General features: G+C 60.7%; 24 protein-coding genes and 1 pseudogene. 11 read left to right on the plus strand and 14 right to left on the minus strand.

Annotated features, from left to right (window positions below):
* Window positions 1–2 precede the first annotated feature (2 nt).
* Window positions 3–2,717: a cation-transporting P-type ATPase gene (locus tag DCS96_RS18030; RefSeq protein WP_116475802.1), complete on the minus strand. Its 2,715-nt coding sequence runs from the start codon at window positions 2,715–2,717 to the stop codon at window positions 3–5.
* 186 nt (window positions 2,718–2,903) lie between these two features.
* Here DCS96_RS18030 and DCS96_RS18035 point away from each other — a divergent pair, with 186 nt between their 5' ends.
* Window positions 2,904–3,320, plus strand: coding sequence for a universal stress protein (locus DCS96_RS18035; RefSeq protein WP_116475803.1), 417 nt, complete (start codon window positions 2,904–2,906; stop codon window positions 3,318–3,320).
* Between the two features lie 30 nt (window positions 3,321–3,350).
* On the opposite strand, the gene DCS96_RS18040 is transcribed toward DCS96_RS18035, so the two are convergent.
* The 5 genes from DCS96_RS18040 to DCS96_RS18060 all read right to left on the minus strand — a co-directional run bounded on the left by DCS96_RS18040 (window position 3,351) and on the right by DCS96_RS18060 (window position 6,700).
* Window positions 3,351–3,755 (minus strand): NINE protein, encoded by a 405-nt coding sequence (locus DCS96_RS18040; protein ID WP_116475804.1) that lies wholly within the window; start codon window positions 3,753–3,755, stop codon window positions 3,351–3,353.
* A gap of 227 nt (window positions 3,756–3,982) precedes the next feature.
* A complete protein-coding gene (locus DCS96_RS18045) occupies window positions 3,983–4,531 on the minus strand; it encodes a DUF1415 domain-containing protein (RefSeq protein ID WP_116475805.1) in 549 nt (182 codons plus the stop codon).
* A gap of 147 nt (window positions 4,532–4,678) precedes the next feature.
* The gene (locus DCS96_RS18050; RefSeq protein WP_116475806.1) at window positions 4,679–5,110 is read right to left on the minus strand and encodes a DUF3465 domain-containing protein; all 432 of its coding nucleotides are present in this window, start codon (window positions 5,108–5,110) and stop codon (window positions 4,679–4,681) included.
* A 31-nt stretch (window positions 5,111–5,141) separates the two neighbouring features.
* Window positions 5,142–5,777, minus strand: a complete 636-nt coding sequence (locus DCS96_RS18055) for a DUF3047 domain-containing protein (protein ID WP_116475807.1) — start codon at window positions 5,775–5,777, stop codon at window positions 5,142–5,144.
* A 44-nt stretch (window positions 5,778–5,821) separates the two neighbouring features.
* Window positions 5,822–6,700, minus strand: a complete 879-nt coding sequence (locus tag DCS96_RS18060) for a LysR substrate-binding domain-containing protein (protein ID WP_116475808.1) — start codon at window positions 6,698–6,700, stop codon at window positions 5,822–5,824.
* Window positions 6,701–6,867: 167 nt separating this feature from the next.
* Between DCS96_RS18060 and putP the strand changes: the two genes are divergently transcribed.
* From putP to DCS96_RS18085, 5 genes are all read left to right on the plus strand, one after another.
* Window positions 6,868–8,373 carry a sodium/proline symporter PutP gene (putP, locus tag DCS96_RS18065; RefSeq protein ID WP_116475809.1) on the plus strand — a complete coding sequence of 502 codons (1,506 nt, stop codon included), beginning with the start codon at window positions 6,868–6,870 and terminating at the stop codon, window positions 8,371–8,373.
* Window positions 8,374–8,397: 24 nt separating this feature from the next.
* Window positions 8,398–9,264, plus strand: coding sequence for an urea carboxylase-associated family protein (locus DCS96_RS18070; RefSeq protein ID WP_116475810.1), 867 nt, complete (start codon window positions 8,398–8,400; stop codon window positions 9,262–9,264).
* Between the two features lie 84 nt (window positions 9,265–9,348).
* Window positions 9,349–10,095, plus strand: coding sequence for a 5-oxoprolinase subunit PxpA (locus DCS96_RS18075; RefSeq protein ID WP_116475811.1), 747 nt, complete (start codon window positions 9,349–9,351; stop codon window positions 10,093–10,095).
* The gene (pxpB, locus tag DCS96_RS18080) at window positions 10,092–10,820 is read left to right on the plus strand and encodes a 5-oxoprolinase subunit PxpB (RefSeq protein WP_116475812.1); all 729 of its coding nucleotides are present in this window, start codon (window positions 10,092–10,094) and stop codon (window positions 10,818–10,820) included. The genes DCS96_RS18075 and pxpB overlap by 4 nt, the downstream gene beginning before the upstream one ends.
* Window positions 10,817–11,755: a 5-oxoprolinase subunit C family protein gene (locus tag DCS96_RS18085; protein ID WP_116475813.1), complete on the plus strand. Its 939-nt coding sequence runs from the start codon at window positions 10,817–10,819 to the stop codon at window positions 11,753–11,755. The genes pxpB and DCS96_RS18085 overlap by 4 nt, the downstream gene beginning before the upstream one ends.
* 57 nt (window positions 11,756–11,812) lie before the next feature.
* Here the strand turns inward: DCS96_RS18085 and DCS96_RS18090 are convergent, their stop codons facing one another.
* A complete protein-coding gene (locus tag DCS96_RS18090; protein ID WP_116475814.1) occupies window positions 11,813–12,097 on the minus strand; it encodes a DUF1294 domain-containing protein in 285 nt (94 codons plus the stop codon).
* 110 nt (window positions 12,098–12,207) lie between these two features.
* Between DCS96_RS18090 and acuR the strand changes: the two genes are divergently transcribed.
* Entirely contained in the window at window positions 12,208–12,837 is a 630-nt protein-coding gene (acuR, locus tag DCS96_RS18095; RefSeq protein ID WP_116475815.1) for an acrylate utilization transcriptional regulator AcuR, read from the plus strand.
* Between the two features lie 55 nt (window positions 12,838–12,892).
* Window positions 12,893–13,879, plus strand: a complete 987-nt coding sequence (gene acuI, locus DCS96_RS18100) for an acrylyl-CoA reductase (NADPH) (RefSeq protein WP_116475816.1) — start codon at window positions 12,893–12,895, stop codon at window positions 13,877–13,879.
* Here the strand turns inward: acuI and DCS96_RS18105 are convergent.
* Both DCS96_RS18105 and DCS96_RS18110 read right to left on the minus strand, forming a co-directional pair.
* Window positions 13,876–15,702, minus strand: coding sequence for an ABCB family ABC transporter ATP-binding protein/permease (locus DCS96_RS18105; protein ID WP_116475817.1), 1,827 nt, complete (start codon window positions 15,700–15,702; stop codon window positions 13,876–13,878). The genes acuI and DCS96_RS18105 overlap by 4 nt on opposite strands.
* A 3-nt stretch (window positions 15,703–15,705) precedes the next feature.
* Window positions 15,706–16,362 (minus strand): DUF2459 domain-containing protein, encoded by a 657-nt coding sequence (locus tag DCS96_RS18110; protein ID WP_116475818.1) that lies wholly within the window; start codon window positions 16,360–16,362, stop codon window positions 15,706–15,708.
* Between the two features lie 197 nt (window positions 16,363–16,559).
* Between DCS96_RS18110 and zntB the strand changes: the two are divergent.
* Window positions 16,560–16,745: pseudogene (zntB, locus tag DCS96_RS18115) on the plus strand (zinc transporter ZntB); the annotation flags it as partial.
* A 267-nt stretch (window positions 16,746–17,012) separates the two neighbouring features.
* Here zntB and DCS96_RS18120 read toward each other — a convergent pair.
* Together DCS96_RS18120 and trpB are read right to left on the minus strand one after the other, a co-directional pair.
* The gene (locus DCS96_RS18120) at window positions 17,013–18,545 is read right to left on the minus strand and encodes a TerC family protein (RefSeq protein ID WP_116475819.1); all 1,533 of its coding nucleotides are present in this window, start codon (window positions 18,543–18,545) and stop codon (window positions 17,013–17,015) included.
* A gap of 346 nt (window positions 18,546–18,891) precedes the next feature.
* Window positions 18,892–20,094 (minus strand): tryptophan synthase subunit beta, encoded by a 1,203-nt coding sequence (gene trpB, locus DCS96_RS18125; RefSeq protein WP_116475820.1) that lies wholly within the window; start codon window positions 20,092–20,094, stop codon window positions 18,892–18,894.
* A 589-nt stretch (window positions 20,095–20,683) separates the two neighbouring features.
* Here trpB and DCS96_RS18130 point away from each other — a divergent pair.
* Window positions 20,684–21,052 (plus strand): cupin domain-containing protein, encoded by a 369-nt coding sequence (locus DCS96_RS18130; RefSeq protein WP_116475821.1) that lies wholly within the window; start codon window positions 20,684–20,686, stop codon window positions 21,050–21,052.
* 288 nt (window positions 21,053–21,340) lie between these two features.
* Here the strand turns inward: DCS96_RS18130 and DCS96_RS18135 are convergent, their stop codons facing one another.
* Window positions 21,341–21,829, minus strand: a complete 489-nt coding sequence (locus DCS96_RS18135) for an HPP family protein (protein ID WP_116475822.1) — start codon at window positions 21,827–21,829, stop codon at window positions 21,341–21,343.
* A gap of 107 nt (window positions 21,830–21,936) precedes the next feature.
* Between DCS96_RS18135 and DCS96_RS18140 the strand changes: the two genes are divergently transcribed.
* Window positions 21,937–22,509, plus strand: coding sequence for a TetR/AcrR family transcriptional regulator (locus tag DCS96_RS18140; protein ID WP_116475823.1), 573 nt, complete (start codon window positions 21,937–21,939; stop codon window positions 22,507–22,509).
* 39 nt (window positions 22,510–22,548) lie between these two features.
* Here the strand turns inward: DCS96_RS18140 and thiH are convergent, their stop codons facing one another.
* Window positions 22,549–23,670 carry a 2-iminoacetate synthase ThiH gene (thiH, locus tag DCS96_RS18145; protein WP_116475824.1) on the minus strand — a complete coding sequence of 374 codons (1,122 nt, stop codon included), beginning with the start codon at window positions 23,668–23,670 and terminating at the stop codon, window positions 22,549–22,551.
* Entirely contained in the window at window positions 23,667–24,437 is a 771-nt protein-coding gene (locus DCS96_RS18150; RefSeq protein WP_116475825.1) for a thiazole synthase, read from the minus strand. The genes thiH and DCS96_RS18150 overlap by 4 nt, the downstream gene beginning before the upstream one ends.
* Window position 24,438: the final 1 nt, after the last annotated feature.

The following is a 24,438-nucleotide window of genomic DNA, read 5'->3' on the forward strand; positions in this document are numbered from 1 at the left end:
CGTTATTCCCCCCCCGGCGGCGCCTTTCGTTCCCCGGCAAGCCGGACACGTATCTGCTTTTCAAGCTCGACCAGGGTAAACAGCGCCACCCCGACCCCGACAATCAGCACCCCATCCCCCGGTGATACCGCCTCTGTCGCAAACACCCGTTGCAGGAACGGCAGATAGGTAACGGCAAACTGTCCGGCCGTCACCACCATCACCGCCAGCCAGACCACCCTGGTCCCACGCACGGCCATCCAGGTCAACGAGGTGCCGTACATGTTGCGAATAAAAAACAGGTGAAAGAGCTCCATCACCACCAGCGTATTCATGGCCAGGGTGCGGGCCAGCTCCACCGAGTATCCCCGATCGATGGCATAGGCGTAGATACCGAAAACCCCGCACAGGAACAGACTGCTGACCAGGATAATATTCCACACCAGCCCCCCGGTCAGCAACGGCTGGTTGCGAGAACGGGGGAGCCGCTGCATGGTGCCGGCTTCCGTTGGCTCGAAGGCAAGGGTAATACCAAGGGTCACGGCGGTAATCATGTTCACCCACAAAATCTGGACGGGCGTGATCGGCAGCGCCATGCCCAGCATCAGTGCTACCATGATGGTTGCCCCTTCCCCGGCGTTGGTGGGCAAGGTCCAGCTGATCACCTTCTTGATATTGTCGTACACGGTGCGCCCCTCGCGCACCGCGGCGACAATGGAGGCGAAGTTGTCATCGGCCAGCACCAGATCCGATGCTTCCTTGGCCGCTTCGCTGCCTTTCTGTCCCATGGCGATGCCCGCATCGGCACGCTTGAGCGCCGGTGCATCGTTCACGCCGTCCCCGGTCATGGCAACGGTCAGGCCATGGGCCTGCAATGCCTTCACCAGACGTAGCTTATGCTCCGGACTGGTACGAGCAAAAATATCCGTGTCCAGCACAGCCGCCCCCAATGCTGCATCGTCGAGCCTATGCAGCTCGGCCCCGGTCAGCACACGCTGCGGGTTTTGCAGCCCAACCTGCCGGCCGATGGCGGCGGCGGTGATGGCGTGATCTCCGGTGATCATTTTTACGCGGATTCCAGCCTCATGACAGTGCGCCACTGCCGCTATCGCTTCAGGGCGGGGAGGATCCATCAGCCCGACGATACCGAGCAGGATCAGGCTGCCGCCCACATCGCTCTGCTCCAACACCGTATGACCGGGCGGTACCGGCCTGGTCGCCAGGGCCAGCACCCGCTGGCCCTGCTCTGCCATCCGCTCCGCCTGCCCACGCCAGTAGGCCTCATCCAGCGGTATCATACCGGCCAAACCGACACGCTGCTTACTACACATCGATAGCATGATTTCCGGCGCGCCCTTGGCAAAGATAAAGGCGTGGTTCTCATGATCATGGTGCAATGTGGCCATGAATTTATGCCGGGCATCAAAGGGGATCACATCGGTACGGGTCCACCGATTCTGTATCTCCAGCTGGTTGAGGCCGGCCTTGCCGCAAAACGCCAGCAGTGCACCTTCCATCGGATCCCCTTCCACCGACCATACCCCGTCTCTCAGCTTCAGCTCGGCATCGTTGCACAAGGCTGCGGCGCGGCCCAGCTCCTGTAACGGCGGACAAGTCCCGGCGGCAACGACATCACCGTCGAGCCGGATATCACCCTCTGGTTCATACCCAGCCCCCCCGACGTTATACAGTCGCTCGTGGGTCGCCACCGAGGCGACGTTCATTTCGTTGGCAGTCAGGGTGCCGGTCTTGTCGGTACAGATAACCGACACCGAGCCCAGGGTTTCAATGGCCGGCAGACGGCGGACAATGGCGTTACGGCGCGCCATAGCCTGCACCCCCACCGCCAGCGTGATGGTCAGCACCGCCGGCAGTCCTTCAGGTATGACCGCCACCAGCAGCCCGACCACAGCCATGAACAATTCGGTGAAGTCATGGTGCAGTACGAAAAAACCGAAGGCCAGGATCAGGCCAGAGACCACCAGGATGAACAGGCTCAGCCACCTGGCGAAAATCCCCATCTGCTCGACCAGCGGTGTGGTCAGGGTGTCAACCTCCGACAGCAAACCGCTGATGCGACCGATTTCAGTCGCTCCGCCGGTGGCGACCACCACGCCCGTTCCCTGCCCGCTGGTAACGGTCGTGCCACTGAAGGCCAGACAGGCGCGGTCTCCCTGCGGAGTGTCGGCGCCAACCGCCGCGGTCTGCTTGTCGACGGCAACGGACTCTCCGGTCAGCACCGCTTCCTGGATCTGCAGGGCATGGGTTTTCAGTAAACGCAGATCAGCGGGCACCTTGTCGCCGCTTTCCAGCAAGACGATATCGCCCGGCACCAGCTCTTCACCCGCCACCGTGTGCCGCTGACCGCCTCTCAGCACTGGCGCACGGGGCACCAGCATATGGCGGATGGCATCCATTGCCTTTTCTGCCTTGCCCTCCTGGATAAAACCGATGATGGCATTGACCACCACCACCGCCAGGATCACCGACATATCCAACAGATGGTCAAGAAAAGCAGTGATCCCCGCCGCGGCCAGCAGCACATAAATCAGGATATTGTGAAATTGCAGTACAAAGCGCATCAACAGGCTGCGCCCGGGAGGGGCTGGTAACCGGTTGGGACCATATACAGCCCGTCTCGCCTGGGCCTCCTGCTCGCTCAGCCCGGCCGCTGTGCTGTCGAGACTGGCCAGCACTTGCTCCGGTGACCGCGTGTGCCAGCTGTTGTTATCGGTCATATACCCTGCCCCGGTGACCATGTGGTGAAGTTTAAGGCCGCGCTATAGTCGAATACCCATCGTCCGGCTTGCCACTATTATGAACTAACAACACTTGGCCACGGACCGGGCAATCATCTGCAATACTGTCAGAAGCACGGGCGTTCTCACAGGAGAGCGGCCTTTCACCGATAAGGAGCAACCCGGATGTACAAGCAAATCATGATTCCTGTCGACCTGGCCCATATCGAACGGCTCGAAAAGGCACTGAAAACCGGAGCCGATCTGGCCAAACTCTACGGCATACCGGTCTGCTATGTCGGCGTGGCAGCCAGCGCCCCCAGCGCCGTTGCCCACAACCCGGCCGAGTTTGGCGCTAAACTGGGATCCTTTGCCAAGGAGCAGGCGGCGAAATATGGCCTGGAAAAGGTCAATAGCGCCGCCTGCATCAGCCATGACCCGGCGGTGGATCTGGACAAGACCCTGCTGAAGGCGGCCAGGGAGAGCGGGGCCGATCTGGTGGTGATGGCCTCCCACGTGCCCGGCCTGGCCGAACACCTGTTTGCTTCCAATGCCGGCTATTTTGCCGCTCATTCCGACGCCTCCGTGCTGGTGGTTCGCTAGTTTGTCGGCACAAGGGGCATCAGCTGCCCCTTATCGGAAGCGGTTGCGGTTGACCTCGTCGATCTGCTCGTTCAGTGTCCAGTAGTCATAAAGATAGCCGATCAGGAAGAGGCCACCGGTAAGAAACCAGATCAGAGCGGTCAGCCATTTGCCGAGATACAGGCGGTGAATACCCAAAATACCCAGGAAGGTGAGCAGGATCCAGGTGACGTTATAATCCTTGCCGCCGGAAACATAGCGCCGGTCGGCCGCTCTGTCCATGGACGGAATAAGAAACAGATCCACGATCCAGCCGATAAAAAACAGCCCAAGGGTAAAGAAATAAAGGGTACCGGTGACGGGGCGACCATAGTAAAACCGATGCGCGCCCATAAAGCCGAAAATCCACAGGATATAACCGATTACCTTATTATGAGTATTGTTTGCAATTAACATATTTTCTCCCTGGTTGGCAGGCTGAATAGCGGTTCCTGATAATGCCACAGAATGCGCGTCCGAACGCAGACTCATCATGACCTCGTCCTTGCGGCTCCACCACATCACTGACCGCCAGATGGCGGAAGTGCCGCAATGGCAGGAGCACTTCCCGGCCGTGACTCGGCGGTTCTGTTTATCGGATTTCTGTTCTCTTTGCCGACCGTGTCGGTATTGGAATCAGTTATTTAAGGCTTGAAACACCGGGCCAGTAACCTGGCAAAAAACTCCCCCCCTTTGCGGCGGGTAAAGGTGATATTGCGCTCTGGAATGGATTCGGGTGCGTCATAATTCGTCAGGGCCTGCTCCATACTGGCTTCGCGCAGTATGTGCAGGGTAGGATAGGGAGAGCGGTTGGTATAATTGGCCGCATCCTCCTGGGGCTCTCCTTCGAAACAATAATCGGGGTGAAAACTGGCCAGCTGATATTTACCTTCGTAACCTTGCCTAATCAATAAATCATTGGCGGCATCGACCAGATCCAGATAGGGATAAAAGCCCTCGTAACCACGAGGAATGATAAAGAGGGTCGTCTCCACCTGCGGGTTCTGATCCAGAAATTCACATTCGGCGCTTAATCTCTTCAATACCGCTTTTAGTTTGTGCTCTTCGGCCACTACATAACGGATACTGCCGCGCTCGACCTCTCTCCTGGCAAAAGGACAGATATTATATTTCACGACAACCTGCCTAACCCAGTTAGCCGTCTGCTCGATCTGTTGCTGTTGTTCTGACATTGTACGTTTCTCTTGTATTCGCGGTAATCAGGGAGGATACGGCTCATCATGCCGATATTCGACCACCCTCAGACCCTCATGCCGGCGACCACCAGCTGGAAGCAGCCATGGTAAGCCATATCGGGGACAAGGGTTAGGGATGCCCCATCACTGGTACGTCCGGCCCTTGTGTTTCAGCCAGCCTCCCGGATGGCGGCCACGGGGATCATGGTGGGTCCAGTGCACCACGCCGCCCTTGTCGTTCCATTCATATTCACCGTAGAACGCCACCGCATCCCCCGGCTGCAGGCCATTTATGCGCGGAGCCAGATCGATATTATGGGCAATCAGCAGAGTCTGGCCACTCGGCAACTCCAGCAGGAAGCGCTGGTGCCGGGTGCCCTTGTTGTCATCCGCCAGCAGGCGCACCACCCGGCCGCTCCCTGCTACCTGCAGGTCGCTCTGCCGATTCTGGTAGGCCATCAGCAAGGGATCGGGGGAAACCTGTTCTACCGAAAGAAAAGGAACCAGCCGCGGATTCGGGACCAGGGTGCCGGCAAAGCCAAGCACCAACAGCAAGGCTACAAGCAGTTTTTTCATCGACGGGGGCCTAGTGGTAGCTGGCAGGGGCTTATTCTCTGGTAAAGGCGATATCCGCATAATACCCGATGGCACGGCTGTTGCTGTTATCCGCATCGGTCATGATGGCCACCGCCTCTATGTAACGAAAGTCCTTGCCGAAAAATTGCTTGAGATCGGCCTTGAGGTTGCGTTTTTCACTCATCCAGCCGCTATCGGCGGTCCGGTTACGCAGTGCCAACATCATCGCCTTGTCACCGGTAAAGGGATTGGGCCAGCTCTGGCTGGCCGTTACCTGCTGAGACCAGACATAGCTGATAGCCCTGGTGCTGAGGAAGGTCCAACCATCGCGCACCACTATATAGACCCGCACGGCGAAATCATCTCCGGCCTTCTCCTGTTCGTTGGCCACATCCGGGAATTGCTCCACCCGCCACATCCAGCTCAGCCAGGGGGTGCTGTCCAGGTCAATTTTCTGTTCATGGAACAGCCCCGATGCCGACCCCGTACTGGCCGCCCTCAGCACCTTCCGTTGCAGCTGCCGATCAAAGACCAGGCTGTAATCGGTATGACTGACAAAGCTTTCCGGCTCCCATGCCAGCATCGTCTCGGGGGAAAAGCGCATATCGGCACGAGCGCTGGTAGCCAGCAAGGCCAGCAGCAGGCCATGTAGTAACAATTTGTACATTCCCGGTACTCCCTGGAGTGGGTCATAGCTCAATCAAGCTTAGGTTATATCGCATCCACCTCGCCGTTAATCCACTCGCAAAAGGTGGTCACCGCCGAGGACGGTTGGGGATGATGAAACAACCAGTAGATGCGCTGCTCACTCACCGGAATGTCAAACAGGACACGCAGGGTTCCCTGGTTCAGTTCTGTTTCAATCAGCGTCAACGGACACAGGGCAATCCCCAGGCCCGCAATGGCGGCGGCACTGAGCAGGTTGAAGTCCTGATAGACGGCCCCTTCGCTCATGCTGCCGGAATAGAGACCATGCTGTTTGAACCAGGTTTGCCAGGGCCGGAAGGAATGGTCATGCAGCAACTCCATCTGCAACAGGTCGGCCGGCGTCTGGCAGGGGCCGGCCTGATCCAGGTAAAGCGGACTGGCCACCGGATAGGTCGCCCCCGAAAACAGCCGCTGGGCATCCCTGTCAGGAGCGGCTGTCTCGTAACGCCAGGTGATCAGCACATCGGCATCGGCGGTGATGGAATCTTGCAGGGTACTGGCATATTGGATGCTGATGGCGATGTCCGGATACTGCTCCCGGAACTTGTTCAGCCGCGGGATCAGCCAGCGCACGGCAATGGAAGGCAGGCAACTGATCCGCAGACGACGCATTGCTTGCCCGCCGGTCAGCTCGCTCACCGCCAGCTCCAGCCGCTGGAACCCCTCCCTGAGCCCATCTGCCAGCCGCTTGCCTTCCGCCGTCGGCAATATGCCGCGCCCGCTGCGCACCACCAGCTTCCTCTCCAGGGTTTCTTCCAGCCGGCGCAGCTGATGGCTCACCGCCGACTGGGTGATGTGCAACTCCTGGGCGGCCCCCTTGAGGCTGCCGGTGCGGACGATGGCATCAAAGGTTTTCAGGGCGGACAGGGTCGGCTGGCTCATACATCACTTGAATAAAACTCACATTAATGTCGAATTTATATCAATTTTCACAAACAAAAAACACATTTAGACTTTCAGGCTCATGGTAATGGCCTGCTCATGGTTTATACATTGCTCGCAGGCAGCACCGCACACTGAAGTGACAAGGAAAATTCAAGAGGTTCAAAATGGATAATGCTGTGCTGGTTTCGTTCGGTTTGTATCTGCTGATGATGCTGGGCATCGGCCTGTATTTTTACCGGGCAACCAAAAATCTGTCCGACTATATTCTCGGGGGCAGAAACCTGCCGCCGAGCGTGGCCGCGCTCAGTGCCGGAGCCTCGGACCTGAGTGGCTGGGCGCTGATGGGTCTACCCGGCGCCATCTTCTCCCAGGGGCTGGGGCAGGCCTGGATCGCCTGCTGGACCATCATCGGCGTGTACCTGAACTGGACCCTGATCGCGGAACGGTTACGGGTGTTTACCGAAGTCGCCGGCAATGCGCTCACCATTCCCGATTATCTCGAGCGACGTTTTGATGACCGCCGCCGTATACTGCGCACCGTCTCCTCCCTGGTGATGCTGCTGTTCTTTACCTTCTATGTATCTGCCGGCCTGGTGGGCGGCGCCGTGCTGTTCGAAGGCCTGTTCGAGGTGGATTATACCCTGGCTCTGTGGCTCGGCGCCCTGGTCATCGTATCCTATACCTTCCTGGGTGGCTTCCTCGCCGCCTCCTGGACCGACCTGGTACAGGGTCTGATGATGTCGCTGGCCCTGCTGTCGGTCGCCGTCATGACCTGGCTGGCCCTGCCGGAGCAGGGGAACACCGTGGCCGAGACCAGCCCGGCACTGGGTGGTTTCTTCGATGACATCACCCTGGTCGGCATGCTGTCCCTGGCCGGTTGGGCCATCGGCTACTGCGGCCAGCCCCATGTGATTGTCCGCTTCATGGCAGTACGCAAACGCGAAGACATCAAGACCTCGCGCCGCATAGCCATGATCTGGTCTGCCGTTACCCTGGGTTCGGCGGTAGCGGTGGGCATACTGGGCTTCCAGTGGTTCGGCGGCAAGCTGGAAAACAGCGAGCGTGTCTTCCTTGAACTGTCGCAGATCATGCTCAATCCCTGGGTCGCAGGCTTTGTACTGGCCGGTGTACTGGCAGCCATCATGAGTACCATAGATTCGCAGTTGCTGGTCTGCTCCAGCGCCATCTCCGAAGACATCTACCGCGGTTTCCTACGCCCCGCCGCCAGCCAGAACGAGTTGGTATGGGTCGGCCGCCTGAGCGTAGCCGGGGTAGCCCTGCTGGCGACCTTTATGGCCATGGACCGCACCAGCTCCATTCTGGATCTGGTTTCCTATGCCTGGGGTGGTTTCGGTGCCGCCTTCGGCCCGGTGATCCTGCTGTCACTGTTCTGGCGGAAGATGAACCTGTTCGGTGCCATCTCAGGCCTGCTGACCGGCGCCCTGGTGGTGGCAGTCTGGAAGCAGCTGAGCGGCGGTCCGGCCGGCATCTTTGACATGTTCGAAGTGGTACCCGGCTTCTTTGCCGCCCTGCTGGCCATCATTCTGGTCAGCCTGGCCACCGACGGCAAGCGTGAGCAGGCCCGTTTCGAAACTCTGCTGCACGCGCTGAAAAATACCGGCCCCCATGCTCAAGACCCGGCCGACCAAGCGTCCCCGGTCAGTAAATAATCATTATTAACAGGAGTCAGCAAGATGGCTAAAGTAGCTGCCGCTTATCAGGCAACAAAGGGATCCATCCTGGATGTGGATAAGGAATTTTATAATCGGTTGACCGCGGCCCGCGGCGAACGCCGGCTGGTGGAAACCGTCACTGTGCCTATGCGCGATGGTCAGGCCTGGGTGGTACCGGCCGGGCACGTGTTCAGGATCAAGGTAACCGAAGGGCCCCAGGTCGGCGATTTCAACATGTGGAACCTGCATAACCCGCGGGAAAGGATGTGGGCCTCGCGCACTCGCCAGCTGCAGCGCGCCCATGTCAGCACCTACGATCGCCTGTGGTCCACCCTGCCCTATTTGCGGCCAATGGCCACCATCATCGATGACACCCTGGCCGACTACGGAGTAGATGAAGATGGCGGCCGGGTGCACGATCTGCTGGGCACCCGCTGCGATCCCTATGTCAACAAGCTGCTGACCGGCGAGGATTTTGACTTCCACTGTCATTCCAACCTGGTCCGGGCGGTGGCGCCCTACGGCCTGACCGAACTCGACGTGCACGACGTGCTCAACGTGTTCCAGTGCACCGGTCTCAACGATGACGACCAGTACTTTATGAAGGCCTGTCCCGCGAAGAAGGGGGATTACCTGGAATTCTTCGCGGAAATCGACTTGCTGTGCGCCATGTCCTGCTGCCCGGGCGGAGATCTGTCCATCGACCTGTGGGGACCGGAAGCCCGCGATCCGCTGGAAACATGCAATCCGCTGGACGTTGAAATCTATGCGGTAGAGCCGGCCCTGCTGGAAGGCTGGTCTTCTCCTCAACCGGCCCCCTACAAGGGTAACCACGGCATGCGCCTGCAGGCCGTTGACTGGGCCACCCTCAAGAAGAACTGCTGCTGAATACCCGGTTCGGGTGACGACAGGCGGGCCTGCCGTCACCCCTATGGATATAATGAGCCGACAACAACGTTAAAAGGAGCGACCATGCCCAAACTGCTGCTCAATGCCGATATGGGGGAAAGCTTTGGCCCCTGGGTCATAGGACTGGACAAGGAAGTCATGCCCCATGTGGATCTGGCCAACGTGGCCTGCGGCTTCCATGCTTCAGATCCCGACATCATGCGCAGCACGGTGCGCCTGGCCTGTGAGCACGACGTCAGGGTCGGCGCCCATCCGGCCTACCCGGATCTGGTCGGCTTCGGCCGCCGCTCCCTGGCCTGCTCACCCCGGGAAATAGAAAACCTGGTGCTCTACCAGATCGGCGCCCTCGCCGCCATCTGCCGAGCCGAAGGTACCCAGCTTGCCTATGTCAAACCCCATGGCGCCCTCTATAACGACATGATGCAGGACCACGACAAGCTGCTGGCGGTGATGCGTGCGGTCGCCGCCTTCGATCCCCGGCTGCCGCTGATGGTGATGGCCACCGCCGATCCGGCCCCGGCACAGAAACTGGCCAACCAGGCCGGCATCAGCCTATGGTTCGAAGCCTTCGCCGACAGGGCCTACGATGCCGCCGGTTTCCTGGTATCCCGCCGCCTGCCGGGCGCCGTACACCATGATTCCGAACTGATTGTCGAGCAGGCCAGACGTATCGCCCTCGGCCAGCCGCTGACCGCAATCGATGGCAGCGAGCTGCTGCTGCAGGCCGACACCCTGTGCGTGCACGGCGACAATCCCGAGTCGATTGCCGCCATCCGCGCCATCCGTCAGGCGCTGGAGTCAGCCGCATGAGGCACCGTCAAGACAGCGGGCTGCCGCGCCTGGAAAATGCCGGCATCGATGCCTGGCTGATCCGGCTGTTCGACACCATAGACGAAGCCAACATGCCCTGGATTACCGCCCTGGTCGAGGCCTGCGAGCAGGCCCTGGGTGACAACCTGATCGATATAGTGCCGTCTTACACCACTGTATTGGTGCACTACGACCCGCTCCAACTGGATTCGCAGCAAACCGCCGATCTGCTGGGGTCGCTGCTGGCCGGACTCACCGCCAAAGACACGGGAGCCGCCGCCGCCGTTAAGGAACTGCCGGTCTGGTACGACCCCAGCGTCGGGCCCGAGCTGGCCCTGTTGCAACAACATACCGGCTTCGACCTGCCGCATATTATCCGGCTGCACAGTGAACACCTGTACCGGGTATTCGCCCTCGGCTTCGCCCCCGGCTTTGCCTTTATGGGCTCGCTGCCGGCAGAGCTGGAGTTGCCCAGGTTAAGTACCCCCCGCAAGCGGGTGCCGGCGGGCAGCGTGGCGCTCGCCGGGCGACAGACCTCCGCCTACCCCCAGGCCTCCCCCGGCGGCTGGAACCTGATCGGCCGCACCCCGGCCCGGCTGTTCGACCCGGCCAGCCAGGAGCTCAGCCTGCTCAAGGTCGGCGATACAGTGCGCTTCGTGCCGGTCAACAAGGACGAATTCATTCGCCTCGGAGGCGATACCACGCCTACGGAATCCCTGTTATGACACAACACACTCATCACGGTTACCTCAGGGTCGTAAAACCCGGCCCATTGACCACACTACAGGATGCCGGCCGCTTCGGCGTGCGCCGCCTGGGCATCACCCAGGGCGGCCCCGCCGATCTTCACGCCTGGGCCTGGGCCAACTGGCTGCTGGGCAATGCCTGGGGCTCGCCGACACTAGAAATCACCCTGGGTGGTCTGGAGCTGAAGGCCGAGCAGGACTGCACCCTGGCGCTATGTGGCGCCGATCTCGGTACCACCCTGGACGGCGAGCCGGTCGGCTGCTGGCGAGCATTCCGCATCCGTCAGGGCCAGACACTGCGCTTCGCCATGCCGGTAAGCGGAGTCCGTGCCTATCTGGCGGTGAAGGGGGGATTTATTGCCGAGCCGGTGCTGGGCAGCGTGGCCTGCGTCACCCGTGACGGGCTCGGCGGCCATCAGGGTGACGGCCGCAGGTTGGCCGCCGATGAACGACTCGCCTTTGTGCCCCATGGCGACGAGCCCACCCGGCGGACGGTGCCGGAAGCCGAGCGACCGGATTACCATGCACCCGCCACCCTAGGGCTGATCCCCGGTGCCCAGGTGGCCGCCTTTACCGGCGACAGCCTGTTCCGGGCCTTTAACTCGCCCTGGACCGTGGACACCCGGGCCGATCGCATGGGTGTACGCCTGCTGGGCCCAACCCTGCGTTGCACCCTGGAGTCGATGATCTCAGAAGGCATTGCCTTGGGTGCGGTACAGGTCCCCCCCGACGGCCAGCCCATCGCCCTGCTCAACGATCGGCAGACCATAGGTGGCTATCCGCGGCTCGGCACACTCACACCCCTGGCCTGCGCCCGACTGGCCCAGTGCCCCCCGGGGCATAAGGTGTTGCTCAAGGCCACCGCCATCGAGGCGGCCCAGAACCAGTACCGCCGGTTCCGGGCCGGGTTTTAGATTCGACACACTCCGGTACGCCGCGGTGGCAGGACCCGGCCTGTACCGGAGCACAGCCTAGCCCCAACGCCCCCACCATAAGGTGGTGGGCAGTGCCAGGTTGACCAGCGCGGTGAACCAGAACAGCAGCCGGAACGACGGCTTGCGCGACTTGTGCCGCAGCAGGTGTAGGGCCAGCCAGCCGCCCGGCCAGCCACCGAGCAGTGCCAGCAGGTGCAGGGTAAGCTCACGCACCCGCCAGCCGTCGTGAACGGCGGCCCGCTTGTCCCACCAGTACACGCCAAAGGTGATCAGGCTGAGCACCAGATACCACAGCGCCAGCCCCACATAGACCCGAATCATGCTTTTCCTCCTGTTTCGCGGCCACCGCCGCCATTATGAGCCATATGTACCACAACCCGCCGGCAGAGCATGCGTTGCTTTTTATAGACGATAGGTCTAAATTACTCTCCATGAACACAACACCTCCAAAACGCCGAGGCCGGCCGCCAAAACAGCCCCGTGACAACCCGGACACCCGCGACGCCCTGATCCGTTGCGGCGTGGCCGTGCTCACCGAGCAGGGCTTTGTCGCCACCGGCATCGAGGGGGTGCTCAAGCAGGTAGGGGTGCCCAAGGGCTCCTTCTATCACTATTTCGACAGCAAAGAGGCCTTTGGCCAGGCGGTGATGGAACGCTACGCCGCCTATTTCGCCGCCAAGCTGGATCGCTGTCTGCTCGACGAGGCCACCCCGCCGCTGCGGCGCATCGAGCACTTTATGCAGGACGCCATGGTCGGCATGGCACGCCACGATTTCCGACGCGGCTGCCTGGTGGGCAACCTGTGCCAGGAGGTGACCATTTTGCCGGCCAGCTACCGCGAACTGCTGCTGAACACCCTGAAAAGCTGGGAGCAACGCCTGGCGGCCTGCCTGCGGCTGGCTGCCCAACGCGGTGACATTGCCCCCGATACCGACTGCAGCCGGCTGGCCGAACTGTTCTGGATCGGCTGGGAAGGGGCCGTGCAACGGGCTCGTATTGCCCAAAGCGATGCCCCCATGGCGCTGTTTGGACAGGAGTTTCTGGCCCGGCTGCCACGCTGAGTTTTTTTTGACGGCCATTTATAGACGACCAGTCTAAATTAAAAAGGAGAATGCCATGTTCAACGCCATACTGGTCAGCCAGGCTGACGATCAATCCACTCGAGCGGCACTCACTCAGCTTGCACCCGCAGCCTTGCACGACGGGGATGTGCAGGTACGGGTGGAGTGGAGCACCCTCAACTATAAGGACGCCCTCGCCATTACCGGCCAGGGCCCCATTGTTCGCCGTTTTCCCATGGTGCCCGGGGTAGACTTGGCCGGTGTGGTCGAGCACAGCAACAGTGAGCAGTGGCGCCCCGGCGACCGGGTGCTGCTCAATGGCTGGGGCGTGGGCGAGCAATACTGGGGCGGGCTGGCGCAACGGGCCCAAGTACAACCGGGCTGGCTGACCCGGCAGCCGGAGGGGCTGAGCGGCCGCCAGGCCATGGCCATCGGCACCGCCGGCTACACCGCCATGCTGTGCCTGATGGCGCTGGAGCGCCATGGCCTGACTCCGGATAAGGGCGAGGTGCTGGTGACCGGCGCCAGCGGCGGCGTGGGCAGCCTGGCAGTGATGCTGCTGGCTCAACGAGGCTACCGGGTGGTGGCCTCCACCGGCCGCATGGAGGAAAAGGATTATCTCACCTCCCTGGGCGCCGCCGACGTCATACACAGGGATGAACTCTCCGCTCCCGGCAAGCCCCTGGCCAAGGCTCGCTGGGCGGGGGTGGTGGACTCGGTAGGCAGCCACACCCTGGCCAATGCCTGCGCCCAGACCCGGGAAGACGGCCTGGTGGCCGCCTGCGGCCTGGCCCAGGGCATGGACTTTCCCGCTACCGTGGCACCCTTTATTCTCCGCGGCGTGACCCTGCTGGGCATTAACAGCGTCACCCGGCCCCAGGCCGAGCGGGACCAGGCCTGGGTCCGATTGGCTCAGGAGCTGAACACCGACCTGCTTGAGCAAAACACCCGGGAAATCGCCCTGGGCGAGACCATTGCCGCAGCAAACGACTTACTGGCCGGCCGCGTCCGTGGCCGGCTGGTGGTGGATGTAAACCGTTAACCCGCCACGCTCGATGAGGCCTCGACCTGCTCGCCTGCCTGCTTGCGTTGCTGCTGTTGCAGCCGCCATAGCTGGGCATAGAGGCCTTCCCTGGCCAGCAGCTGTTCGTGATTGCCCTGCTCGGCGATGCGGCCGTCCTGCATCACCAGGATATGATCCGCATCCACTATGGTCGACAGCCGGTGGGCGATCACCAGGCTGGTCTGGCCGCGAGATATCTCGCGGATGGCCTGCAGTATGCTGCGCTCCGAGCGGCTGTCGAGGGAGGAAGTGGCCTCGTCGAAGACCAGGATCGGCGGCCGCTTGAGGATGGTGCGGGCGATGGCCACCCGCTGCTTTTCACCGCCGCTGAGCTTGAGCCCACGCTCGCCCACCAGGGTGTGGTGCCCTTCCGGCAGCCGGGAGATGAATTCATCCAGGTGCGCCAGCCGGATCGCCTCGTTCACCTCGTCCTCGCCGGCATCGATACGGCCGTAACGGATATTGTCGTAGATGGAGGCGTTAAACAGCACCGTATCCTGGGGTACTATGCCGATGGCCCGGCGCAGGGAAGCCTGGCTGACGGTGCGGATATCCTGGCCGTCGATCAGCACGGCGCCGCTGTCCACATCGTAGAAACGGAACAGCAGCTTGACCAGGGTCGACTTGCCCGAACCACTGGCGCCCACCACCGCCACCTTCTGCCGGGGCCGCACGGTAAAGCTGACCCGGTCGAGTATCCGCCGGTCGGGGCCATAGCCGAAACTCACCTCGCGAAACGCGATCTCGCCCCGGCTGATGGCAAGCGGTGATGCCTCCGCAGCATCCCTGACAGCCGGCGCGCGGCGCAGCAGCGAAAACATGCGCTCGATATTAGCCATAGAGCCCTTCATCTCCCGGTAGACGAAACCCAGAAAATTGAGCGGCATAAACAACTGCATCATAAAGGCGTTGATCAGCACAAAGTCGCCCAGGGTCATGGTGCCCGCCACCACATTGCGCCCCGCCAGCACCATCATGGCAGTCATCGCCACCCCGATGATCAGCGCCTGACCGCCGTTAAGTGCAAACAACGTCAGTCGGTTTTGGCGCCGGGCCCGCTCCCACTGGGCCAGATCCTCGTCGTAACGATGGGCCTCATAGCCCTCGTTGGTGAAATACTTCACCGTCTCATAATTGAGCAGGCTGTCCACCGCCCGGGAATTGCTCTGGGAGTCCGCCTGGTTGGCGGCGCGCACATAACCGGTTCGCCAGTCGGTGGCCACCACCGACCAGGCCACATACACCACCACGGCCGCCAGGGTGATCAGGGCGAACCAGGCGGAATAGTTGATCAGCAACAGGCCGATCACCATGGCGATTTCAAACAGGGTGGGCACGATATTGAACACCATAAAGCGCATCAGGAAGCTGATCCCCGATACCCCCCGCTCGATATCCCGCGACAGGCCGCCGGTGCTGCGGTTGAGGTGAAAGTCCAGCTCCAGGGTATGCAGATGGTTGAATACCGCCAGCCCGATGCGGCGCATGGCCCGCTCGGTCACCCGGCCGAACAGGGTGTCGCGGATCTCGCCGAACAGCACATTGGCAAAGCGCACCGTGCCGTAGGCCAGCAACAGTCCCAGCGGCAATGCCAGCACTGGGTTTTCACCGGCATCCATGGCATCGACGATATATTTGAGGATAAAGGGCAGGCCGACGCTGGCGAGCTTGGCCGCCACCAAGCAGCCCAACGCCAGCAGGATGCGTCCGCGATACTCGAGCAGGTAGGGGATCAGCTCCCTGAGTGTCTGTAGCTGGAAGCGGATGTCATCCGCCTCCGGGTGATAAGAGCCTCTGCGCATGGTTCAGTCTGTTATGGGGGAATGTAGCTTATCATACTCCCCTTTGGCGGAACGGGCCTGGCGCATCAGGCCGTCGGCGGTCACCGCCTGTGCCGGACGCAGCGGTAGCCCCGCCGCCACCAGCCGCCGGGCCACCCAGGTATTGCAGGTGTGCAGCAGGTGATACCGCTCCACCGAGGCGTAGAAGCGGCCACCGCCATAGCGCCCCGCCCCCACGACTTTGGGGTTGCCTGACTCGTCCCGCGCAAAGGACGTCGCCAACTCGTTCAGCAGCCGCCCCATGCCGGCGGGCGATACCTTCAGCTCAAGCACCGGTAGCCCGGAAAAATACACCTTCGGCGGTTGTGACAGCGGTACCAGATGCAGCACCGCGTCCGTGGGCCAGAGCAGGGCCCGCAGTGCCAGCCCGGCCCCCGCCTGTTCGCTCTGATAAAAGGCCCGATCACCCCAGCCCACCTCAGTAAAACGGGCGGCGGGAAACGTATCCCCCAGTTCAGGAAGGCGCTGCGCCAGCCCTTCCGCCGGCACCACCAGCCCCACATGCAGGCCGTGATCCACCAGATACAGCGGTTGCCCTTGCTTCCCCGCCGGCCGCCACTCCTCGACCGTACGACAACCGGCGCAGAGCAGACTGAGTAGCAGAACAAGCCAAGGGTGCATGGTGGCCTCTCAAGAGATGGGCTGATCTTGAGTATTGCAGACCGGGCAAGCAAAATCGGGTAGGCCATCCCACCTGGGTGCAAGCGGGTGCTTTCACAGGTGTGGGAGAAAAGCCGAGGGGAACAGTTGTCGGGACAGTGCATTTATCGCCTGTAGCTTGGTAGTGAGGGCGGGTTGCAGACGCTGGCGGAGCGGGCAGAGCCGATAAATTGGTGGAAAGCCTGCCCGATCTCATACTGGAGCGGGAAAGCCCGGCCCAGGGGCAGCTGGGCCGTATTCGTAATCAATTGATTTTGGTGCGCCGTTATCTTTCCCCCCAGCGGGATCTGGTGGCCCGGCTGGCCAGCGAGAAGATCGGCTGGCTCAACTACGATGATCGCCGCCTGTCTGAGCATGCCTGAACCCAAGGGTAATCCACCAGATAATGGTGGCCCTCGGCCACCTGAGCCACCGCCTGCATGGAGAGCTGCCCGGATTAAGAACAGTAATAATATGTTGTTATGATGTAACAAATTGGTCGGTGTCAACGTCCTTTCCGGACAGCCTGATGCGCCTGCCCAATGGGCGTTCCCATTCGAGTGCGTGGGACAGAAAAAACGGCGCCAGTGGCGCCGTATGAATATGACAGAACGAGGTCGAGCAGCCTGCGATTAGGCAGCGATAGGCGTGATTTTCACCTGGGCGATTCGGAAGTCGGCTACTTCAACCACTTCAAAGCGCAGGTCGTCCCGCTCCATCACGGTGCCGTTTTCCGGAAGACGGCCGCTCCAAGCCAGCAGCATGCCGGCCAGGGTGGCGTATTCATCGTCCGGATCGACCAGCCCCTTGCGGTCCAGCACCTGCTCCAGATAGTGCAGATCGGTGCTGCCCTTGACCAGCCAACCGTCATCCTGAGGCAGCACTTCGGGGGTTTCGTGTTCGTCGAGAAACTCGCCCACGATCGCCTCCAGCAGGTCGTGGGGCGTCACCAACCCCTGGATGGTGCCGAACTCGTCGGTGATTAGTACCATGGTGCCACGGGCTTCGCGCAGCACATCCATCAGCCGGATGACGTTGATGCTCTCAGGTACGATCACGGGATCGTGGTGCCGGGCCAGCTCGGACAGGGTCTTGCCTTCTTTCAGGCCCGCCACCAGTTCCTTGGCGCGCACCACCCCCAGCATGTTGTCCAGCTCGCCGTCACAGATAGGGAACAGGCTGTGGGGGGTTTCCAGCAGCTGGGCCATCACCTCCTCGGTACTGTCCTGCACATCCAGCCAGACGATATCCGCCCGCGGTGTCATGATGGTGCGGATCGAGCGTTCCGCCAGGGACAGTACGCCGCTGATCATATGCCGCTCTTCTTCCACAAAACCCTGTCCCTCGTCTTGCTGGGGCAGGCGCTCGGGCTCCGCCTCCTGCTGATTACGGGCGCCCATCAGCTTGAAGATGGCGGCCGTGGTGCGCTCACGCAGGGGAATATGCTCCTCCTGGCGGATAAAGTTGCGCCGGGCCAGCTGGTTGAACATCTCGATCAGGATCGAGAAACCGATGGCCGCATAGAGGTAGCCCTTGGGTATATGGAAACCGAAACCCTCGGCCACCAGGCTGAAACCGATCATCAGCAGGAAGCTCAGACACAACACCACCACGGTCGGGTGCGCGTTGACAAAGTCGGTCAACGACTTGGAGGCTGCCAGCATCACCACCATGGCCACGATCACCGCCGTCATCATCACCGCCAGGTTATCCACCATGCCCACGGCGGTAATGATGGAGTCGAGCGAGAATACGGCGTCCAGCACCAGGATCTGCGCCACCACCACCCCGAAGCCCGCATAGGCCACACTGGCATCGGCTTCGTGAGTCTTGCCTTCCAGCCGCTCGTGGAGCTCCATGGTGGCCTTGAACAGCAGGAACAGACCGCCCGCCATCAGGATTAGATCCCGGCCCGAGAACGACAGTTCGCCCACCGAAAACAGCGGCGTGGTCAGGGTCACCAGCCAGGACACCACGCCCAATAATCCCAGACGCATCAGCAGTGCCAGCGTCAGGCCGATGATCCGCGCCCTGTCCCTCTGATGGGGCGGCAGCTTCTTCACCAGGATGGCGATAAACACCAGGTTGTCGATGCCCAGCACGATTTCCAGGATCACCAGCGTCAGCAATCCGACCCATATGGATGGATCCATCAGGAATTCCATGACTTACCTCTTAACATTCAATTTTGATAGAAACAGATTGGCCTGCGATCAGGCCTGACCGACACACGGAGTCGGAAAAGGTCGAACAGTGAGTCCGCATGGGGAGGCAAGGGTCGGGAACAGCGGGAAAGACAACAGCGCAGAAAAAACAGGATGTGCGGCAGAACTAAAGATGCGTTTCAAGCAACTTCGCGAACAGTCCATATGATTTACCGGTTTTGGCCGGACCTCTTGGTTAAAATGGATCCACATCATAATCACAATACGGCTTTTGGCAAACAAAAATAATGTGACAGCGTGCAGGCCCGGACGAGGGCGGGCTATGCCCGCCCTCGTCCATTTTAAGTTACCCCCTGGCTTCGAAGCCGAAGGTTTCGGTGACGTAATCGATGTCCTTGTCACCACGACCCGACAGGTTGATCAGCATGGTCTGACCCGGATTTTCCTGGCCGTGCTTGATAGCCCAGGCCACCGCATGGGCACTTTCCAGGGCCGGGATAATGCCTTCCAGACGCGACAGCCTGTAGAAGGCTGCCAGGGTTTCGTCATCGCTGATCGCGTGGTAGTTGACCTTGCCCTCGGTCTTGAGGAAGGAATGCTCGGGGCCCACGCCCGGATAATCCAGCCCGGAGGCGATGGAATGCACCGGCGCCGGATTTCCTTCGTCGTCGGACAGCAGCAGGCACTTGAAACCGTGAATCATGCCCGGCTTGCCGAAGGTCATGGTAGCCGAGTGCTCACCAAGCGCGGTGCCCCGTCCCAGGGGCTCGACCCCGTTCAGGCCCACCCCCTCGTCGTCGAGGAAGGCGCTGAACAGGCCCAGAGCATTGGAGCCGCCGCCCACACAGGCACCCACCTGATCCGGCAGTTCACCCACCATTTCAATAAACTGCTCCCTGGCCTCGATGCCAATCACCGACTGGAAATCACGCACCATCAGCGGGAAAGGATGGGGCCCCACCACGGAGCCGATGGCGAACAGCGCGGTGTCGGCCTGTCCGAGGTAGGACTCGAAAGCCGAGTCGACCGCTTCCTTGAGGCTGCGGCCACCGAAGCTTACCGGCACCACCTCGGCGCCAAGCAGCTTCATGCGGGTTACATTGGGCGATTCCTTGGCAATGTCGATTTCGCCCATATGGATTTCGCATTCCATGCCGAAATAGGCCGCCGCCGTGGCCAATGCCACCCCGTGCTGGCCGGCGCCGGTTTCGGCGATCAGCTTGGTCTTGCCCATGTGCTTGGCGAGCAGCGCCTCGGCCATGCAGTGGTTCAGCTTGTGGGCGCCGGTATGGTTGAGATCCTCGCGTTTGAGATAGATATGGGCGCCGACCTCGCGGCTCAGGTTGTGGGCGTAATAAACCGGTGTGGGTCGGCCCTGATAATGCTTGCGGATATAGCGCAGTTCATTGAGGAAACCGGCGGAACGCCCGAGGGTCAGGTAGGCCCTGTTTATCTCGGCAAACTGGGATTCCAGCTGCGGAGGCAGGAAAGCGCCACCGAACTCGCCGAAATAACCGTCCTTGTCCGGGAACCGCTTCAGATACCCCATGGATGACCTCCTTGACTGTGTAGATAGGGATAAAACCGGAGACCATTATCCATCTAAAGCTGTCCGACACAATTACCGAAAAGGAGAACAACGGGCAGCACGGGCGTGCCCATGCCTGCAACGCGTTACAGAGCGCGGGTCCCGGAAAATATCAATGACTGTCCATAAATGGCTTCGGAATGGAAATAACAGATGGTTTTAGGTAAACACCTTTTTATCCGGGTATTCAGCGGGAATATCCGATGTAAGACAGACAAAAGTATTGCCTGCAAATGATCCTTCGGTTCGATGCAGCACCGATAATATCCCCGAACATCGCCGGTTAATTATCACCTCAGCCATGTCTGGCTTGCATTGGATATCCACATGACACAGTATCGTTATTGGTGGATTGCCGGTGGCCGCGGATAACAACCTTATCCGGTTAAGGCCGGGATACCGGGGCTGGCGAGCACAGCCTTTACCGTAGTGCATCCCGGTCGGCAAACCGGTTACGCCCGACACGATATGCCATCAACCGACTACCATCCCGTTCGCATTGAGGACGCCTTATAAAACAGTATTCTTGTCATCTATTTGGAGCAACGTCATGACCCAGGAAAAAGTCATCACCCTTGAAAAATCCGAGCCCGTTTCGCGTACATCCGCGCCAAAGGCAAATCCGAAATCCGGTGAACCCTTTGCCAACAACGTGACCTATTTCGATCATAGCTCGGGCAACTTCAAGGCCGGCACCTGGGATTGCACCGCCGGCAGTTGGGAACATAACCATCCCAAGCTCGAGTTCTGCTATATCGTCGAGGGCAGCGTCAAGATAATCGAGGAAGACAGTGGCGTGACCCATGTGTATAACAAGGGAGATTCCTTTGTAGTCCCCAAAGGTACCCGCGTAACCTGGGTTGTTGACGACTACGCCAAGAAGATTTTTGTCTCTGCTGCCCACCTTGACGGCCTGTAAGCCGAATCAAAGAGACCTGGTTTCTTAATAGGCCACAGGGTTCCGCCCTGTGGCCTATTTGTACTACCGCCATGTTGATTATCAATATTGTGGCAAATCACTGAACAAGGTGCGCTGACCATAGATCATTTAGTTCATCTACCCTCCCGACTGGCGCCCTCCAATCCATTCGGCTTTTTATATTTCGGTTATTGTTATGCTCGGCCTTGCCCTGTAATACCGACTGCCTTAAACAATCTGAAAGCGTTTTGGGATCCCCCTGAGAGGCGCAGTGATTAAGCCACTTCCCTACCACCAGCGAACCGGATAGCGTTGGCCCGTGCCGCGGTGAAACACCAGGCCCCCCACGATGATCAGAGACGCTCCCAAGGCCACCGGCGACCACAGAAAGCCCCAGTCCTGGCCGCCCAGCATCACGATCAGCGGATTGGCCCCGGCCGGTGGATGGGTGGTATCAGTCAACAGCATCAGGCTCACCGCCAGCCCCACCGCCAGGCCCAGCGACCAGGGTTGCACCCCGAACAACGTCAATATTATCAGGCCCACCAGGGTCGTCAGCAAATGGCCAAAGAAGATGTTCCTGGGCTGGGCCAGCGGGCTCTCCGGCAGGCCAAACAGGATCACCATGGTAGCCCCGAATGGTGCCATCAACCAGAGACTGGAGGCATCCAGGCCGTCCAGCTCCGCCAGGGTGGTAATGCACAACATGGCACCCAGGCCCGCCACCAGTGCCGGATAGCGCGCCGCCAGGCGGAAAACCCCGTTTTCACTACTCATCGTCACCCTCCCCTCATTAAAAGTAGACAGATCTGTCTACATATGAAGGCAAGGATAGACAGATCGGTCTACCTCTGTCAATATGCACGCATCAACCGGAGGAACTCATGGATAAACGGCAGCAACTCGTGACAACCGCCTTCGAGCTGTTTTATCGGCACGGTATCCATGCCGTGGGCATCAACCAGATCCTGCAGGCCTCGGGCGTCGCCAAGAAAACCCTGTATCACCATTTCTCCAGCAAGGAGGCGCTGGTGGCCGCCGTGGTTGCCTACAGAGACGCCGCCTACCAGGAATGGCTCGATGCCCGGCTGGCGCAGGGAGAACAAACGGTAACGGGCGTGATCCACTCCCTGTTCATGGCACTGGACGACTGGTTCAACGATCGGGCGGCACCGCTGACCCGCTTTCACGGCTGTTTTTTTATCAATGCCAGCGGTGAGTACGGTGATCCCGGACACGAGGTACACCGACAATGTGCCCGGCACAAGGAAGCCGTGATGAACCTGCTGGCGGATTACCTGCAACGGACGGGGCTGGCGGCACCGGCCGCCAGCCGGCTGGCGCAGGCCCTGGGGCTGCTAAAGGAGGGGGCCATAGTGCAGGCCCATGTGCAGGGCGAAAAACGGGCCGCCCTCAGTGCCAGGGAGCTGGCCCTGCGTCTGCCCGACTCCGAATAGGCAAGAGGCCCGCATGAACGGACCTCTTGTTGCTACAGGCTAACGGCTGGCGGAATAGCTGTTGTCCCAGTCCTTCCATACCGGCTGCAGGCCGGTCGCGGCAATCGCCCTGGCCACCTCGGCGGGGCTGCGGTCGTCATCGATCTCGAACTGCTCCAGCTCGGCCTTGTCATCGGCCACATAGCCGCCGGGCTGGGTCTTGGAGCCGGCACTGATACTGGTCACCCCCAGCGGGATCACCTTGTCGCGGAACTCCCGGGCCTCGCGGGTCGACAGGCTCAGCTCCAACTCGCCGTCAAACATGCGGTAGGCGCAGATCAGCTGCACCAGCTGGCGATCGGTCATCACCGACTTGGGCTGCAGGCCACCGGTGCAGGGCCGCAGGCGCGGGAACGACACCGAATAGCGGGTTTTCCAGTAATGCCTCTGCAGGTAGCGCAGGTGCGCCGCCACGTAGAAACTGTCGGCCCGCCAGTCTTCCAGGCCGAACAGAGCGCCCAGACCGATCTTGTCGATGCCGGCACTGCCCAGCCGGTCCGGGGTTTCCAGCCGCCAGCGGAAGTCCTTCTTCTTGCCACGGATATGGTGCTCATCGTAGGTCAGGTGCTGATAGGTCTCCTGATAGACCATGACGCTATCCAGGCCGTACTGGCGCAGCTCGGCGTACTCTGCTTCGGACAGGGGCTGCACCTCCATCATCACATAGCTGAAATGACGTTTGATGATCGGCAGCATTTGCTTGAAATAGGTCAGCCCCACCTTGCCTTCGTGCTCACCGGTCACCAGCAGCACCGTATCGAAGCCCATGGCCTTGATCGCCAGGCATTCCTGCTCGATTTCCGCCTCGCTCAGGGTCTTGCGTTTGAGCCGGTTGCTCATCGAGAAACCGCAATAGGTACAATCGTTGGCACACAGATTCGACAGGTACAGGGGGATGTAAAACCCCACTGTATTGCCGAAGCGCTGGCGGGTCAGCCGGTAGGACTGCTGGGCCATCTGCTCGAGATAAGGCTCGGCGGCCGGCGAGATCAGCGCCATAAAGTCCTGCAGATCCCGTTTCGGCTTGGCCAGCGCCCGCTCCACGTCCCGCGCCTGCTTGCCGTAGATGCTCATCTTGATGTCATCCCAGTCCATGGACGACCAGACATCGAAGAAGCTCATAGGGTCTCCAGGAAGGCGGTCAGCGGGCTGGACGCCTGGGCATGGCGGCTCTGACCGGCCAGCCCGGCCTCATAGGCCATGCGCCCGGCGGTCACCGCCAGCCTGAAGGCCTCGCCCATGGCCACCGGATCGCCGGCCACCGCGATGGCGGTATTGACCAACACGGCATCGGCGCCCAGCTCCATGGCATAGGCGGCGTGGCTGGGGGCACCGATGCCCGCATCCACCACCACGGGCACATTGGCCTGCTCTATGATGATTTCCAGAAAGTCATGGGTTACCAACCCCTTGTTGGAACCGATCGGCGCCCCCAGCGGCATCACCGCCGCGCAACCCACTTCTTCCAGCCGCTTGCACAGCACGGGATCGGCGCCGCAGTAGGGCAACACGATAAAGCCGTCCTTGACCAGCAACTCGGCGGCCTTGAGGGTCTCGATGGGATCGGGCAGCAGGTACTTGGGATCCGGATGAATTTCCAGCTTGAGCCAGTTGGTGCCCAGGGCTTCCCGTGCCAGCCGGGCGGCAAACAGCGCCTCGTCTGCATCCCTGGCGCCCGAGGTGTTGGGCAGCAGGTTGACGCCCAGTTCCAGCAGCGGAGGCAAGATGTCGTCGCTGTGGTTTTTCAGATCGACCCGCTTCAGCGCCATGGTCACCAGTTCGGTGCCGGTGGCGGTAAAGGCCGCCTGCATGGTGGCGCTGTCGCTGAACTTGCCCGTGCCGGTAAACAGCCGGGAGTTAAAGGTTTTATCGGCGATGATCAGGCTCATG

Origin of the sequence: Zobellella maritima, from assembly GCF_003075035.1 — a bacterium.
Taxonomy (GTDB): domain Bacteria; phylum Pseudomonadota; class Gammaproteobacteria; order Enterobacterales; family Aeromonadaceae; genus Oceanimonas; species Oceanimonas maritima.

Bases quoted from the DNA above. Each gene is read 5' to 3' on its own strand.
- DCS96_RS18030 (WP_116475802.1), bottom strand. From the start codon at position 2,717: ATGACCGATAACAACAGCTGGCACACGCGGTCACCGGAGCAAGTGCTG.
- DCS96_RS18035 (WP_116475803.1), top strand. From the start codon at position 2,904: ATGTACAAGCAAATCATGATTCCTGTCGACCTGGCCCATATCGAACGG.
- DCS96_RS18040 (WP_116475804.1), bottom strand. From the start codon at position 3,755: ATGTTAATTGCAAACAATACTCATAATAAGGTAATCGGTTATATCCTG.
- DCS96_RS18045 (WP_116475805.1), bottom strand. From the start codon at position 4,531: ATGTCAGAACAACAGCAACAGATCGAGCAGACGGCTAACTGGGTTAGG.
- DCS96_RS18050 (WP_116475806.1), bottom strand. From the start codon at position 5,110: ATGAAAAAACTGCTTGTAGCCTTGCTGTTGGTGCTTGGCTTTGCCGGC.
- DCS96_RS18055 (WP_116475807.1), bottom strand. From the start codon at position 5,777: ATGTACAAATTGTTACTACATGGCCTGCTGCTGGCCTTGCTGGCTACC.
- DCS96_RS18060 (WP_116475808.1), bottom strand. From the start codon at position 6,700: ATGAGCCAGCCGACCCTGTCCGCCCTGAAAACCTTTGATGCCATCGTC.
- putP (WP_116475809.1), top strand. From the start codon at position 6,868: ATGGATAATGCTGTGCTGGTTTCGTTCGGTTTGTATCTGCTGATGATG.
- DCS96_RS18070 (WP_116475810.1), top strand. From the start codon at position 8,398: ATGGCTAAAGTAGCTGCCGCTTATCAGGCAACAAAGGGATCCATCCTG.
- DCS96_RS18075 (WP_116475811.1), top strand. From the start codon at position 9,349: ATGCCCAAACTGCTGCTCAATGCCGATATGGGGGAAAGCTTTGGCCCC.
- pxpB (WP_116475812.1), top strand. From the start codon at position 10,092: ATGAGGCACCGTCAAGACAGCGGGCTGCCGCGCCTGGAAAATGCCGGC.
- DCS96_RS18085 (WP_116475813.1), top strand. From the start codon at position 10,817: ATGACACAACACACTCATCACGGTTACCTCAGGGTCGTAAAACCCGGC.
- DCS96_RS18090 (WP_116475814.1), bottom strand. From the start codon at position 12,097: ATGATTCGGGTCTATGTGGGGCTGGCGCTGTGGTATCTGGTGCTCAGC.
- acuR (WP_116475815.1), top strand. From the start codon at position 12,208: ATGAACACAACACCTCCAAAACGCCGAGGCCGGCCGCCAAAACAGCCC.
- acuI (WP_116475816.1), top strand. From the start codon at position 12,893: ATGTTCAACGCCATACTGGTCAGCCAGGCTGACGATCAATCCACTCGA.
- DCS96_RS18105 (WP_116475817.1), bottom strand. From the start codon at position 15,702: ATGCGCAGAGGCTCTTATCACCCGGAGGCGGATGACATCCGCTTCCAG.
- DCS96_RS18110 (WP_116475818.1), bottom strand. From the start codon at position 16,362: ATGCACCCTTGGCTTGTTCTGCTACTCAGTCTGCTCTGCGCCGGTTGT.
- DCS96_RS18120 (WP_116475819.1), bottom strand. From the start codon at position 18,545: ATGGAATTCCTGATGGATCCATCCATATGGGTCGGATTGCTGACGCTG.
- trpB (WP_116475820.1), bottom strand. From the start codon at position 20,094: ATGGGGTATCTGAAGCGGTTCCCGGACAAGGACGGTTATTTCGGCGAG.
- DCS96_RS18130 (WP_116475821.1), top strand. From the start codon at position 20,684: ATGACCCAGGAAAAAGTCATCACCCTTGAAAAATCCGAGCCCGTTTCG.
- DCS96_RS18135 (WP_116475822.1), bottom strand. From the start codon at position 21,829: ATGAGTAGTGAAAACGGGGTTTTCCGCCTGGCGGCGCGCTATCCGGCA.
- DCS96_RS18140 (WP_116475823.1), top strand. From the start codon at position 21,937: ATGGATAAACGGCAGCAACTCGTGACAACCGCCTTCGAGCTGTTTTAT.
- thiH (WP_116475824.1), bottom strand. From the start codon at position 23,670: ATGAGCTTCTTCGATGTCTGGTCGTCCATGGACTGGGATGACATCAAG.
- DCS96_RS18150 (WP_116475825.1), bottom strand. From the start codon at position 24,437: ATGAGCCTGATCATCGCCGATAAAACCTTTAACTCCCGGCTGTTTACC.